Raw genomic sequence first — 13,820 nt, 5'->3', positions numbered from 1 at the left:
CGGTTTCCGCGTGTGGCGCCAGCCAGGACCGTGCGGAGAGCGGCGTCGGGTCGCGCGCTGCGAGCGCGGCCGGATGCCTGAGTGCCAGTTTACGGCATCGGCGGCGTTTCGCTACGGTCGGGGCAGTCCGAGCCGCGCGCGGGCCTCGGCGACGTCGGCGGCGATCTGCTCGATCAGCGCGTCCATGCCCTCGAACGCGACCATGCCGCGCAGGTGATCGGCGAACTCCACCGTCACGCGGTGCCCGTACAGATCCAGCCCGGACTCGTCCAGCACATGCGCCTCGACCTGCCGCCGCTCCACGTCGTCGAACGTGGGGTTCGTGCCGACGGAGATCGCGGCGGGATGCCGGATGCCGGTGTCCCGGTCGTCCAGCCAGCCCGCGTAGATGCCGTCCGCCGGGGCGAGCGCGTCGATCAGCTCGGACAGGTTCGCCGTCGGGAAGCCCAGCTCACGGCCGCGCTTGAGTCCGTGCACGACCTCGCCGGAGACGGTGACCGGGCGGCCGAGCACCTTCGCGGCCTGCGCGACGTCGCCGGCCGCCAGCAGCTCGCGCACCCAGGTCGACGAGACCCTGCGCTCGGCGCCGGCGGGATGCACGTCCTCGACGACGTCGACGGTGAAGCCGTAGTCGGGGCCGAGTTCACGCAGCAGCGCCGGGTCGCCGCTTCCGCCGCGGCCGAAGCGGAAGTCGCGGCCGACCAGGACGGTCACCACGTGCAGCGCGTCCACCAGGATGCTGCGCACGAACTCCTCCGCTTCGAGCGAGGCCAGCGCGCGGTCGAAGGTGAGCACGAGTGCGGCATCCAGATCCAGCTCGCCGAGCAGCTCGATCTTGCGCGCGATGCTCACGACGTTCTCGGGGCACAGCTCCGGCCGCAGCACCTCCAGCGGATTGCGATCGAACGTCACGGCGACGGTCCTCGCGCCCACGGCGGCGGCATCCGCCCGCATCCGCTCGATCACCGCACGGTGCCCGACGTGCACGCCGTCGAACTTGCCGATCGCGACGACGGTGCGGCCGAAATCGGCGGGAATCTCGGAGGGGTCGCGGAAGACGATCATGCGGAGACTTCCCGCGGTCGATGCGTGCGCAGCCACCACAGTCCGAACAGCGGCAGCACGAGGGGGATGAAGACGTAGCCCAGGCCGAAGTACGACCAGACGCTGTCGTGGCCGAACAGCGCCGGGACCAGCAGGCTCAGCAGACCGACGGCGATCACGCCGGTGAGCTCGAACAGGATCGCGACCCATGCGACCGCGTACCAGCCGCGCCGGTGCGCCAGCACGAGGGCGAGGGTCGCCAGGACGTACACGACGGCGGCCAGCGCCGACAGCGAGTACGCCAGCGGCGCCTCGTCGAAGCGACGCACGATCTGCACGAAGCTGCGGCCGGTGGCGGCGAGCGCCATGACGGCGTAGACGATGACGAGCACGCGCCCGATGCCCGTCATCCGGGTGCGCGCGGGGGCCTGGGCAGGGGCATCGGTGTGGGACATCGCATCCACCATCCTATGCCGCCGCGGGGTGCGCGATCCGCGCCGGGCCCTTCCCGCGATCACGCGATCTGCAGCGTCCAGATGCTCTGCATCCGCCACAGCATGATCGCCAGCGACAGACCGATCACCCCGAGCACGACGGTGCTCCAGCGGGTGCGGTCCATCAGCACCCACGCGACTCCGCCGATCGGCAGCAGCACGGCGGCGATCAGGTACACCCAGTACTCCAGCAGGTCGCCGGTGGGCGGATTCCCCGCGAGCGGGGCGATGATCGCGACGACCACCTGCACGAGCAGCAGCACCTCGACCAGCAGCAGGCTGCCGACCGTGTAGTCGCTGGGCCGCCGGCCGGCGAGCCCGGCGATCAGGCAGAACAGACCCGCCGCGCAGGCGAGCACGATCTGGACGACGGTGAACCACAGGATCACGCCTGCACCTCCGGCATGTTCATGACGCTCTTGATGTCGTGGCCGCGCGCCTCGACGACCCCCACCAGGTCGCCGGCGGGGTCGACGGCCGCGACGGCGGGCGCATCCAGCCGGCCGCTCTGGCCGGAGAGCCGCTTGCCGTGTCGCAGATCGCGCGCCTCGTCGGCGGTGACGTGCAGCACGGGCATCACTCGGGCCGCCGCCTCGGCGGGGGCGAGCGTCACCGCGCCATCGAGCGCGTCGACGCCGACGGCGTCCGTCACGGCGAAACCGCCGACGCGGGTGCGCCGCAGCGCGGTGAGGTGGCCTCCGACGCCCAGTCCGTCGCCGAGGTCGCGCGCGAGGGCCCGGATGTAGGTTCCCGACGAGCAGTCCACGATCACGTCCAGCTCGAGGAATCCGTCCTCGCGCCGCTGCGCCAGCACCTCGAAGCGCGAGACCGTCACCGGGCGGGCCGCGAGCTCCACGCTCTCCCCCGCGCGCACCAGGTCGTAGGCGCGCTTGCCGCCGACCTTGATCGCCGAGACCGAGCTGGGCACCTGGGAGATCGAGCCGGTGAGCCCGCGGATGCCGGCCATGACGGCCGCGTCGTCGACAGACGCCCAGCGCTCGCCGTCCGCGATGTCGATGATCTGCCCCTCGGCGTCGTCGGTGGACGTGCGGGCGCCGAGCCGGATCGTGGCGGTGTACGTCTTGTCGGCGCCGACGACGTAGGTGAGCAGCCGCGTCGCGCCCTCGATGCCGATCACGAGCAGGCCGGTGGCCATCGGATCGAGGGTGCCGGCATGACCCACCTTGCGGGTGCCGAACGCGCGCCGGACGCGCGCGACCACGTCGTGACTGGTCAGCCCTGCGGGTTTGTCGACGAGGAGGATGCCGTGTGATGCCACCCGGTCAGCCTACCGAGGCGGCGCGGCGGCGGCTGATGGGTAGGCTGTGCAGGTGCCAGCCCGCGTCGTGCTCCCCCGCGATGTCGCGGAGTGGTACCGGCGCGAGGCCCGCGACCTGCCCTGGCGGCGGGCGGAGTTCACCGAGCGCTACGGCGCGTGGGGAACGCTGGTCAGCGAGTTCATGCTGCAGCAGACTCCGGTGGCCCGGGTGATCCCCCACCTGGAGGCGTGGCTGAAGCGCTGGCCGTCGCCGGCCGAGACGGCGCAGGCGTCGCCGGCGGAGATCGTGCACCAGTGGGCGAACCTGGGTTATCCGCGCCGCGCCCTGTGGTTGCACCGCGCGGCCGTCGAGGTGGTGCAGCGGCACGGCGGCGAGGTTCCGCGGGACGTCGACGCGCTGCTCGCGCTGTCGGGCATCGGCGACTACACGGCCCGGGCCGTGGCGGTCTTCTCGTACGGCGATCGGCATCCGGTGGTCGACACGAACACGCGCCGGGTGATCGCGCGTGCGGTCGACGGCCGCTCGCAGCCGGGCGCGCCGTCGAGGCGGGATCTCGAGCGGATGGCGGAGCTGCTGCCGGATGATCTGGAGCAGGCGGCCGTCTTCAACGCGGCGATGATGGAGCTCGGCGCCGTGGTCTGCACGGCCAGGGCGCCGCGCTGCCACGCGTGCCCGATCTCGGCATCCTGCGCCTGGCTGGCAGCCGGACGCCCTGACACCGGCGACGATCGCCGGCGGCAGGCGCGCTACGAGGGGTCGGATCGTCAGGCGCGCGGCGGGGTGCTGCGCGCCCTGCGGGAGGCGCCCTCGCATCGACTGCCGGCGGATGCGGTGCTCACGCACTGGCCCGACGCGGCGCAGCGCGATCGGGCGATCGACTCGCTGATCGCCGACGGCCTCGTCGAGGCCGCGGACGGCATGCTGCTGCTTCCGCGGTGACGCCGTCAGCGCGACGGTGACGCCGTCAGCGCGACTCGTCCTCGTCGTCGTCGCGCACGTACGGGTCGGCCTCGCCGGCGTGGCTGGCACCGGCTGCGAGCCTGGCCACCTCGGCGTCCCGCTCGCGCGCCTCGCGGAGGAGGTCGGCGATGTGCCCGGCCGATTCCGGCAGCGCATCGGGGATGAACTCGAGGGTCGGCACCAGGCGCACGTTCAGCTGCCGGCCGACCTCCTTGCGCAGCATCCCCGTCGCCGAGGTGAGCGCGGCGCCGCTGGCGACGCGCTCCTCGTCCGATCCCAGCACGGTGTAGAACACCGAGGCGTGCTGCAGATCGCCGGAGACGCGCACATCGGTGATCGTCACGAACCCGAGCCGCGGGTCGCGCAGCCCCTTCTCGAGGCGCTCGGCGAGGATGACGCGGATGCGGTCCGCGAGCCGTGCCTGTCGTTCTCCAGCCATGTTCCTATTCCTATACCTTCCGAGCGGATTCCATGTGGAACCGCGAAGGCGGCTGCCTTCCCTTCGCGAGCATCGGGGTAGGGCCCCACTCTGCGAGTGAAGGGAAGGCAGCCGCCGGAGCAGCGTCCAGATGTCAGCCGCGAGGCTTCTCGACCATCTCCGTGGTCTCGATCTCGTCGCCGATCTGGATGTCGTTGTACTTGCCCAGGCCGATACCCGCCTCGAAGTCGGTGCGCACCTCGGTGACGTCGTCCTTGAAGCGACGCAGCGACTCGATGGCCAGGCCATCGGCGATGACGACGCCGTCGCGGATGACGCGCGCCTTGGCGTTGCGCGTGATCGTTCCGGAGCGGACGATGACACCGGCGATGTTGCCGAACTTCGAGGAGCGGAACACCTCGCGGATCTCGGCGACACCCGACTGGACCTCTTCGAACTCCGGCTTGAGCATGCCCTTGAGGGAGTTCTCGATCTCCTCGATGGCCGAGTAGATCACCGAGTAGAAGCGGATGTCCACGCCCTCGCGGTTCGAGGCCTCGCGCGCCTTGGCGTCCGGACGGACGTTGAAGCCCACGATGATCGCGTTGTCGATCGTCGCCAGGTTCACATCCGACTCCGTGATCGCACCGACACCGCGGTGGATGATGCGCAGCTGCACCGAGTCGTCGACCTCGATCTTGAGCAGCGACTCCTCCAGCGCCTCGACGGCACCGGACACGTCGCCCTTGATGATGAGGTTGAGCGTCTCGACCTTGCCCTCTTCCAGGGCGCGGGTGAAGTCCTCGAGCGAGATGCGCTTGCGGGCCTTGGCCAGCTGAGCGTTGCGCTCGACGGCCTCGCGCTTCTCGGCGATCTGCCGCGCCATGCGGTCCTCCTCGGTGACGATGAACACGTCACCGGCGCGGGGCACGGAGTTCAGACCCTGCACCTGCACGGGGCGGGACGGCGCGGCCTCGGTGACCTGCTCGCCGTTCTCGTCGAGCATGGCGCGCACGCGACCGTAGGCGGTGCCCGCGACGATGGCGTCGCCGACGCGCAGCGTTCCGGACTGGATCAGCACGGTGGCGACCGATCCGCGGCCCTTGTCGAGCTTGGCCTCGATCGCGACACCGCGAGCCGCCTTGTTCGGGTTGGCCGTGAGGTCCAGCCCCGCGTCTGCGGTCAGCAGGACGGCGTCGATCAGCTCCTGGATGCCGGTGCCCTGGCGGGCCGACACATCCACGAACATGACGTCTCCGCCGTACTCCTCGGCGACCAGACCGTACTCGGTGAGCTGCTGACGCACCCTGGCCGGGTTGGCCTCGGGCTTGTCGACCTTGTTCACCGCGACGACGATCGGCACCTCGGCGGCCTGGGCGTGGTTCAGCGCCTCCACGGTCTGCGGCATGATGCCGTCGTCCGCGGCGACCACGAGGATCGCGATGTCGGTCACCTGCGCACCGCGGGCGCGCATGGCGGTGAACGCCTCGTGGCCCGGGGTGTCGATGAAGGTGACCGCGCGCTCGACGTCGTCGTGCTCGGTCCAGATCTGGTACGCGCCGATGTGCTGGGTGATGCCGCCGGCCTCGCCCTCGATGACGTTGGTCTTGCGGATGGCGTCCAGCAGGCGGGTCTTACCGTGATCGACGTGGCCCATGACGGTGACCACCGGCGGACGGATCTCGAGCTCGTCGTCGCTCTCGGCCTCCAGCTCGGCCTCCAGGTCGAGACCGAAGCCCTCCAGGAGCTCCTTGTCCTCGTCCTCGGGAGAGACCATCTGGATCTTGTAGCCGAGCTCGGCTCCCAGCACCTCGAAGGTGGCCTCGTCGAGCGACTCGGTCGCCGTGGCCATCTCGCCCAGGTTGAACAGGATGGTCACGAGCGTGCCGGGCTGCACGGTGTAGCCCCTCAGCGCCTCGAGCTTGTCCGCGAAGTCGGCGATGGAGGCGCCGCGGCGCAGACGGATCGTCTCGCCGTTGCCCTTGGAGACGTTGACGCCGCCGACGACCGGCGCCGACCGCATCTCGAACTCCTGCCGCTTCGCCCGCCGCGACTTGCGCTGCTTGCTCTTGCCGCCGCCCTTGCCGAAGGCACCAGCGGTTCCGCCGCCGGGTCCACGACCACGACCGCCACCACCGGGACGACCGGCGAAACCGCCGCCGGGTGCGCCGCCGGGACGCTGGAATCCGCCGCCACCACCGCCGGGACGGCCGGGGCCGCCGGAGCGCTGCTGGAACGGTGCGCCGGGACGACCGCCCTGGCCGCCGCGCGCGCCACCGGGACGACCGGGACGCGGAGCGCCGACGCGCGGGGAGCCCGGACGCGGCGCCTGAGGACGCGGGATGTTGCCCGGCGTGGGCCGCTGCCCCATCCCCTGCGCCGAGGCGAACGGGTTGTTGCCGGGGCGGGGACCCGCCGGACGCGACCCCATGCCCTGCGAGGAGGAGAACGGGTTGTTGCCCGGACGCGGAGCACCCGGCTTGGGTGCGCCGGAGCTCTGTGAGCCACCCGGCTTGGGTGCGCTTCCGCCCGGCTTGGGCGCGGACGACTTCTCGGGCGCCGGCGCGGCGGGTGCCGACGGCGTCTCGGCTGCCGGCTCCTCGGCCTTGGCCGGCTTGGCCGGACCCGGCTTGGGTCCGGGCACCGGGGCGCCGGGCCTGGGGGCGCCGGCTGCCGGAGTCTTCGCCTGCTTCTCGCTCGGCTTCTCCGCGGGCTTGGCCGACGGGTCGGCCTCGATGGCAGCGCGGAGCTTGCGAGCCACGGGGGGCTCGACCGTCGAAGAGGGACTCTTCACGAACTCGCCGAGCTCCTTGAGCTTCGCGAGAGCGAACTTGCTGTCGACGCCGAGTTCAGCGGCGATCTCGTGTACGCGTGGTTTACCAGCCACAATTCTCCTGTCAGGGTCGGTCCGCCCTGGCAGGGCAGACCACTAGTCGCGGACGGGTCTCATTTCGAGCCGTTCACTTTGTTTCCATAGCCGTTCAGCCTTTGTTTCGGTGGAAGTACCGTTCGGTGATCTGCGCATCCTCGGCCGCGGGGAACCCGACGGCCGGAGAGATGCGAAGTGCTCGTGCGAAGGCCCGGCGCCGCAGCGCGGCATCCAGGCACTCGGGCGACGGATGCAGCCACGCGCCCCTCCCCGGCAGCACTGCTCGCTCGTCGAAGACGAGCTCACCGTTGTGCAGGGCCACCCTGATCAGGGCGGATCGAGAGGCACGACCGCGGCAACCGACACACGTTCGTACAGGTTCCATCTTACACCTCGCCGCCTGCATCCGAGCCCGCCACCCCGCGGTCGGGCGGGGCGGCGCACCCGGGTCGAATCACTCCTGCGCCATCACGCTGTCGGGCTGGATGTCGATCTTGGCGCCGGTCAGCTTGGCGGCGAGGCGGGCGTTCTGGCCCTCCTTGCCGATCGCCAGCGACAGCTGGTAGTCGGGCACCAGAGCGCGGACGGCCTTGGTCGCGGCATCCAGCACGAACGCCGAGGTGACCTTCGCGGGCGAGAGCGCGTTGGCGACGAAGGTCGCGAGGTCGGGGTGGTGGTCCACGATGTCGATCTTCTCGCCGGAGAGCTCCTCGGTCACCGCGCGCACGCGGCGGCCCATCTCGCCGATGCACGACCCCTTGGCGTTGACGGACGGGTCGTTGGCCTTGACGGCGATCTTCGTGCGGTGCCCGGCCTCGCGGGCGAGCGAGACGATCTCGACGAGACCGGCGGCGATCTCGGGCACCTCGAGCGAGAACAGCTTGCGCACCAGTCCGGGGTGCGTGCGCGAGACCGTGATCTGCGGCCCCTTCGTGCCCTTGGCGACGCTGGTCACGTACACGCGCAGGCGCGTGCCGTGCGCGTACTCCTCCCCCGGCACCTGCTCCTCCGGCGGGAGGATCGCCTCGACCGAGCCCAGGTCGACGTGGATCATCCGCGGGTTCGGGCCCTGCTGGATCACCCCGGCGACGATGTCGCCCTCCTTGCCGCGGAACTCGCCCAGCACGGCGTCGTCGGCGATGTCGCGCAGGCGCTGGCCGATCACCTGCTTCGCGGCATAGGCGGCGATGCGCCCGAAGTCGGCGGGACTCGTCTCCTCCTCGCCGATGACGGCGCCCTCGTCGTCGGTGACGGGCTGCAGCACGGCGACGTGACCGGTCCTGCGGTCCAGCTCCACGCGCACGCCCTCCGGCACGGCGCCGTCGGCGGAGATGTGCTTGCCGTAGGCGGTGAGGATGGCCTGCTCGATGATCGACACGAGCTCGTCGAAGGGAATCGCCTTCTCCTTCTCGATGCCGCGCAGCAGTCCGAGTTCGATGTCCATCAGCGGTCTCCTCTATTCAGCTCTCCCCGCGGACAGACACTCCGCGGGCATCCGTCCAGAATAGCCGAAACAGGCGCACCCGGACCTCTGTGCGCGCTGGCGCGCTATAGTCCAGGCACACCCGACTGCACTCGATGGGGAGGCATGGTGTTCATCGGACGACGCACGGAGCTGTCGCAGCTGGTCGACGCGATGCACGGCGATGACTGCCGGATGCTCGTACTCGGCGAGGCGGGGATCGGCAAGACGCGGCTGGTGACCGAGGCCGCGACCGCTGCGCAGGTGCCGCTGCGCGCAGGCGGCGGGCTGTCGATGCTCTCCTGGATGCCGTTCCTGCCGCTGCGCCGCGCTCTCGACGAGGTCGGCGACGACCGGCTCTGGCGCGGCGACGCCCACGCCGCGGCACAGCGCGTCGAGGATCGTCTCGGCACCGCCGCGCTGTTCGTCGACGATCTGCACTGGACCGATCCCGAGACGATCGCCGCGCTCCTGGTGCTCGTCGGGCGCGTCCCGCTGGTCGTGGCCAGCCGTGCCGAAGGCGCCGGCGCGCGAGCGATCGAGCAGCTGCAGGACGCGGGCTTCCGCACGCTCGAGCTCGCACCGCTTGCGCCGGAGGACACCAGACGGCTGGCGCAGTCGGTGAAGCCGGGACTGCCCGATCACGAGGCCGAGGCGATCGCGGCGCGTGGCGGCGGCAATCCGTTCGCGGTCGAGGAGCTGGCCCGGGGCGATGGGCACGCCCGCAGCCTCGCTCTGAGCATCGGTGCGCGCGTGGACGCACTGGGGGAGGCCGCACGCCACGACCTCGGACTGCTCGCGCTGGCCGGCCGGCCGATCCGCTCGGACGCGCTCGCCGATCCCGCCGTGCTGGTGCGTGCGGGAATGGCGACGACCGGCGGCGGGCGCACCGCCATCCGTCATGCGCTCCTGGGCGGGATCGTCTCCGAACGGCTCTCGGCGGAGGATGCGATGCGGCTGCACGCCGAACTGGCCGCGCGGATGGATGACCCCGGAGAGGCCGCCCGGCACTGGCAGCTGGCCGGAGAGCATGAGCGGTCCTACGCCGCAGCGCTGGTCGCCGTGGAGGCCGCCGCCACCGCGGGCGAGCGCTCCCGCCATCTGGTCACCGCCGCCCGGTCCGCCTCACCGCAGACCGAGCCGGATCTGCTGCTGCGGGCAGCCGGCGCTGCTGTCGAAGCCGGTGAGTACGACGCCTGCGGCGACATCCTCACCGGGCTGCCCGATCGTCCCGAGCTGCAGGCTCAGGCGCACTGGCTGCGCGGGCTCGCGGCCCGCGAGTCGGGCGACCTGGAGGAATGGCTGCGGCAGCTCGAGGCGGGTCTGGCGATCGCACCGGCCGATACGCCGCCATCGGTCGCCCTGGCCGTCGAGTCCGCGCGTCGCGCGATCTTCGTCGAGCAGGACCTCGACACCGCACGCACGCTCGCGGAGCAGGCGCTGCACGAGGCCGACCGTCTGCGAGCGCATCGCGCACTGGCGCGAGCGACTCTCGGCACTGCGCTGTACTTCCAGAACGATCGGCGGTGGCTGCGCGTCTGGCCGGAGGCGATCGCGATCGCACGGGAGGAGCACGATTTCCTCTCCGAGGTCGTCGCCGCGAACAATCTCGTCTCCGCGCACGAGAGCAGCGGCGATCCCGCCGAGGCCGCGCGGATCGCGGACGAGCTGATCGAGCGGTCGGCGTCGTCCGGGATGGAGAGGTGGCGGCGGTACTTCGCCGCCGTCAAGCTGAACCTCGTCATGCACGCCGGGGATGCTCCTCAGGTCGATCAGATCGCCCCTCGGATGCTCGCCCAGCCCCTGCCGTCACGCGGTCGGGGCTCGGTGGCGCAGTCGTGGGGGCTGGCGCTGCTGGATCTGGCCCGCTACGACGAGGCGATGGAGATCGCCGACGAGGAGCTGCCCGGATCGCTCTATCCGTCGAGCCGGCATCATCTGCGGGCCGCCGCCTTCGATGCCACCGGCCGATCGCACGAGGCACTGGGCGAACTGGCGCCTTTCCTGGAGCTGGCGGAGGACCAGCATCGACTGGCGTTCGCCGCACCCGTGTTCCACTGGGCCGCGCTGCACGCCGCCGCATCCTCCCCCGAGCTGCCCGACATGCAGGCCGCGTTCGAGGTTCCGATGCTACGCGGGGTGCCGCGCGAGCTGTCCGCGATCCACGCCCTCCGCGACGAGGACGGCACCGACACCGCCGTCTCCCTGTTCGACGAGGCCGCCGCCCTCTGGGCGCCGTATCACCGGCGCGGCGAACTGCGCTGCCGCATCGCGGCGGCGCAGGCGCTCGCATCCCGCTCGGAAGGTGACGACGTCGCACAGGCGCTCGGCAGACTCGACGAGATCGAGCGCATCGCGCGTCCCCTCGGCCGACGCGCCGAACTCGACGCGATCGCACGCATGCGCCGAGCGCTGGGCGTGCGCACGCCCGCGCCGACGGAGCAGCACGGCGCGCTCCTCACCGTACGGGAGCGCCAGGTGCTCGAGTACGTGATGCGTGGACTCTCGGACGCTGCGATCGCGACGCGGCTGGGCATCTCGGCACGCACGGTCGAGTCGCACGTCGTCGCCGCGCGCCGCAAGCTCGGCGCCGCCACCCGCGACCAGGCCGCGGCGCTCGCGATGCGGTCATGACGGGCAGCGGGACCCTCCGGACCGCCGCGATACTCGTGGAGGGCGGTGACGCGGCGTGGGAGCAGGCCGTCGACGACGCTCGGCGGGTGGGGTGGACGCTCATCGTCGCCGCAGCGGAGGTCTCCCCGGGGCGCGGAGACCCGGCGACACGGCCGCTCGCACCCGAGAGTGCAGGACGGCTGCACGTCCTGGCAGTCCGCAGCGCGGCAGACGCGGCGGACGCCGCTCTCGCAGCCATGCGCGGGCACAGCCTGCTGCTGCGCGGCGAAGCGGAGCGAACGGTGCTGGACGAACTCTGCGCCGATCTGAGGCATCTGGGCGCGTTCGCGCACCGCCACCCGGACGACGCCGTTCTCCACCGCACCGATCGCGCGCTCCTGGCCGCGCTGACCGACGGCGCCACGCTCACCGCTGCGGCGCGTGCCGCGCACGTCTCGCGCCGCACGGCGGATCGACGCGTCGCCGGGCTGCGCGCGCGGTTCGACGCCCCGAGCCTCGCCGCGCTGATCGCCCTCGACCGTGACCGGCTCGACGATCTCCCCGTACCGATGATGGCGCGGATTACGGATGCCTGAGCGGCGCTGACCTCCGTACCGTCGGTCGTGATCGACCGACGGGAGGATCCGCCATGCGGAAGGAACAGCTCGACGCGCTGCGCACCGAGGTCAGCGGGCCGGTGCTGACCCCGCAGGACGACGGCTTCGCGCAGGAGTGCAGCGGGTTCGATCTCGCGCTCGCGCACAGTCCGGAGCTGGTGCTGGGCGCGGCCTCCGAGGCGGATGTGCGCGCCGGCGTGCGCTTCGCCGCCCGCTTCGGCCTGACGGTGCGGGTGCAGGCGACGGGCCACGGCATCGGCATCCCCGCTGCAGGCGGGATGCTGATCACGACCACACGGATGCGAGGGGTGCGGGTGGACCCGGTGCAGCGCACCGCCATCGTGCAGGCGGGCTGCCGGTGGCGGGACGTGATCGATGCCGCCGCGTCGCACGGGCTGGCCGCCCTGAACGGATCATCGACAGACGTCGGTGTGGTCGGCTACACGCTCGGCGGTGGCCTGAGCCCGCTCGGACGCGCGTTCGGGTTCACGTCGGACCTGGTGCGCCGGCTGCGGCTCGTGGACGCCGCAGGAGAAGTGCACGTGATCGATGCGCAGCACGAACCGGAGACGTTCTGGGCGCTGCGCGGGGGCAAGTGCGAGATCGGCGTCGTCACCGAGCTGGAGTTCGAGCTGCTGGATCTGCCGGGGTTCTACGGCGGCGGGCTGTTCTTCGCGGGCGAGCACATCGCCGACGTGCTCGAGGCGTTCCGCACCTGGTCGGCCGGTCTGCCCGATGAATCCTGCGCCTCGGTCGCGATCCTGCGTCTGCCTCCTCTGCCGGACGTGCCCGAGCCGCTGCGCGGCGTGCCGGTGGCCCACCTGCGCTTCATCCACGTCGGCGATCCCGTTCGGGGCGCCGAACTGGTCGCGCCGATGCGGGCGTGCGCTCCGCTGCTGATCGATGCGGTGGGTGCCATGCCGTACCGCGACATCGCCGCGGTGCACCGCGATCCGGAGCAGCCGATGCCGGTCTGGGACGCCGGCACCCTGCTGACGGCGTTTCCCGCCGAGGCGGCCGAGGCCATGCTCGAGGCGGCTGGGTCCGGCAGGCCGAGCCCGCTGACGATCGTGGAGCTGCGGCAGCTCGGCGGTGCGCTGGCCCGACCGGTCGACTCGGCCGTCGGGGGCCGCGACGCCGCGTTCGCCGTCACCGTGATCGGCGTCTGCCCGCCCGGTGCGGGGGATGCCGTGGAGGCGGCCGGCCTGCTGCTGCTGGACGCACTGGCGCCATGGTCCTCCGGCGGCGCGAACATCAACTTCCAGGGCGCCCGAACGGCGGCCGACGCCATCCGGCGCGCCTGGCCCGCTGCGACGGTCACCAGGCTGCTGCGCGTGAAGCAGCAGTGGGATCCGGATCGGCGGTTCCGATTCGGCCACTCGCTGGAGCCTCTGGATGAACAGGAAACCACCGAACAAGGAGCATTCGCATGAACATCGGCATCCGTCCTCTGTCCCTCACCGCTGCCGCACTGCTGTCGCTCGGCATGCTGTCCGGCTGCTCGGGCGCACCCGGGCAGCCGGCATCCGACGGCGGCGACTCCGCCGCCGGACAGGCTTCCCACGAGCAGAACTCCGAGGGGCAGGACTCCGACGGGCAGGAAGCCGAGGAGCAGCAGTCCGACCATGAGCAGGTCGGCGAGGATGAGGATCAGGGCAGCGTCACCCTGACGCTGACCGGCGGCGAGAACGCCGGCGAGTACACGGGCACCGGCTCGCTGAAGTGCGGCTACGGCGATTTCGTCCCCGACTCGTGGTGGGTCGTGTTCGCCGGAGACGACGACGCCCAGGACAAGGTGTACATCGCGAACATCTGGCTCGCCGCCGACGCGCATGTGGACGACGAGAAGTCCCCGTACCCCGGCACGAAATTCACCGCCACGGCGCTGACGGGAAATGCCTTCGTGCCGGGAAAGGGCGCGCAGTTCGCGTCGGGCGACGATGAAGGAGGCACCGCGCCGTCCGCTGAGCGGGACGGCGACACGGTGACCTTCACCGGGACCTGGTCGGACGGCACCGGATACTCCCTGGTCGCCGAGTGCCCGAGGGTCAAGAGCAGCTGAC

At 71.7% G+C, this 13,820-nt stretch carries 13 protein-coding genes; 5 read left to right on the top strand and 8 right to left on the bottom strand.

The window, feature by feature from the left end; all coding sequences use genetic code 11:
* Positions 1–111: 111 nt before the first annotated feature.
* The 4 genes from Q9R19_RS04655 to truB are packed head-to-tail and all read right to left on the bottom strand — an operon-like array spanning position 112 to position 2,817.
* A complete protein-coding gene (locus Q9R19_RS04655) occupies positions 112–1,065 on the bottom strand; it encodes a bifunctional riboflavin kinase/FAD synthetase (RefSeq protein WP_311255168.1) in 954 nt (317 codons plus the stop codon).
* The gene (locus Q9R19_RS04650; RefSeq protein WP_311255167.1) at positions 1,062–1,499 is read right to left on the bottom strand and encodes a hypothetical protein; all 438 of its coding nucleotides are present in this window, start codon (positions 1,497–1,499) and stop codon (positions 1,062–1,064) included. Before Q9R19_RS04650 ends, Q9R19_RS04655 begins: the two co-directional genes overlap by 4 nt.
* A gap of 59 nt (positions 1,500–1,558) precedes the next feature.
* Positions 1,559–1,927, bottom strand: a complete 369-nt coding sequence (locus Q9R19_RS04645) for a hypothetical protein (RefSeq protein ID WP_311255166.1) — start codon at positions 1,925–1,927, stop codon at positions 1,559–1,561.
* Complete coding sequence (gene truB / locus Q9R19_RS04640) at positions 1,924–2,817, bottom strand: tRNA pseudouridine(55) synthase TruB (protein ID WP_311255165.1); 894 nt, start codon at positions 2,815–2,817, stop codon at positions 1,924–1,926. Before truB ends, Q9R19_RS04645 begins: the two co-directional genes overlap by 4 nt.
* A gap of 52 nt (positions 2,818–2,869) precedes the next feature.
* Between truB and Q9R19_RS04635 the strand changes: the two genes are divergently transcribed.
* Positions 2,870–3,757 (top strand): A/G-specific adenine glycosylase, encoded by an 888-nt coding sequence (locus tag Q9R19_RS04635; RefSeq protein ID WP_311255164.1) that lies wholly within the window; start codon positions 2,870–2,872, stop codon positions 3,755–3,757.
* A 25-nt stretch (positions 3,758–3,782) separates the two neighbouring features.
* Here Q9R19_RS04635 and rbfA read toward each other — a convergent pair whose 3' ends face one another.
* The 4 genes from rbfA to nusA form a co-directional block, all read right to left on the bottom strand.
* The gene (gene rbfA, locus Q9R19_RS04630; protein ID WP_311255163.1) at positions 3,783–4,217 is read right to left on the bottom strand and encodes a 30S ribosome-binding factor RbfA; all 435 of its coding nucleotides are present in this window, start codon (positions 4,215–4,217) and stop codon (positions 3,783–3,785) included.
* A 133-nt stretch (positions 4,218–4,350) separates the two neighbouring features.
* Positions 4,351–7,083 carry a translation initiation factor IF-2 gene (gene infB, locus Q9R19_RS04625; protein ID WP_311255162.1) on the bottom strand — a complete coding sequence of 911 codons (2,733 nt, stop codon included), beginning with the start codon at positions 7,081–7,083 and terminating at the stop codon, positions 4,351–4,353.
* Between the two features lie 94 nt (positions 7,084–7,177).
* Positions 7,178–7,450, bottom strand: a complete 273-nt coding sequence (locus Q9R19_RS04620; RefSeq protein ID WP_311255161.1) for a YlxR family protein — start codon at positions 7,448–7,450, stop codon at positions 7,178–7,180.
* 69 nt (positions 7,451–7,519) lie between these two features.
* Positions 7,520–8,509 carry a transcription termination factor NusA gene (nusA, locus tag Q9R19_RS04615; RefSeq protein WP_311255160.1) on the bottom strand — a complete coding sequence of 330 codons (990 nt, stop codon included), beginning with the start codon at positions 8,507–8,509 and terminating at the stop codon, positions 7,520–7,522.
* Positions 8,510–8,653: 144 nt separating this feature from the next.
* Here nusA and Q9R19_RS04610 point away from each other — a divergent pair, with 144 nt between their 5' ends.
* From Q9R19_RS04610 to Q9R19_RS04595, 4 genes are read left to right on the top strand one after another with little or no spacing between them, the layout of a single operon-like run.
* Positions 8,654–11,161: a LuxR C-terminal-related transcriptional regulator gene (locus Q9R19_RS04610; protein WP_311255159.1), complete on the top strand. Its 2,508-nt coding sequence runs from the start codon at positions 8,654–8,656 to the stop codon at positions 11,159–11,161.
* Positions 11,158–11,736: a hypothetical protein gene (locus Q9R19_RS04605; protein ID WP_311255158.1), complete on the top strand. Its 579-nt coding sequence runs from the start codon at positions 11,158–11,160 to the stop codon at positions 11,734–11,736. Before Q9R19_RS04610 ends, Q9R19_RS04605 begins: the two co-directional genes overlap by 4 nt.
* A 53-nt stretch (positions 11,737–11,789) precedes the next feature.
* Entirely contained in the window at positions 11,790–13,190 is a 1,401-nt protein-coding gene (locus tag Q9R19_RS04600; RefSeq protein ID WP_311255157.1) for an FAD-binding oxidoreductase, read from the top strand.
* Positions 13,187–13,819, top strand: coding sequence for a hypothetical protein (locus Q9R19_RS04595; protein ID WP_311255156.1), 633 nt, complete (start codon positions 13,187–13,189; stop codon positions 13,817–13,819). Before Q9R19_RS04600 ends, Q9R19_RS04595 begins: the two co-directional genes overlap by 4 nt.
* Position 13,820 lies beyond the last annotated feature (1 nt).

The organism is Microbacterium sp. ARD32, from assembly GCF_031844385.1.
Lineage (GTDB): Bacteria > Actinomycetota > Actinomycetes > Actinomycetales > Microbacteriaceae > Microbacterium.
The sequence above is the reverse complement of the archived record's forward strand: the minus strand, read 5'-3'. Positions and strand labels throughout refer to the sequence as shown.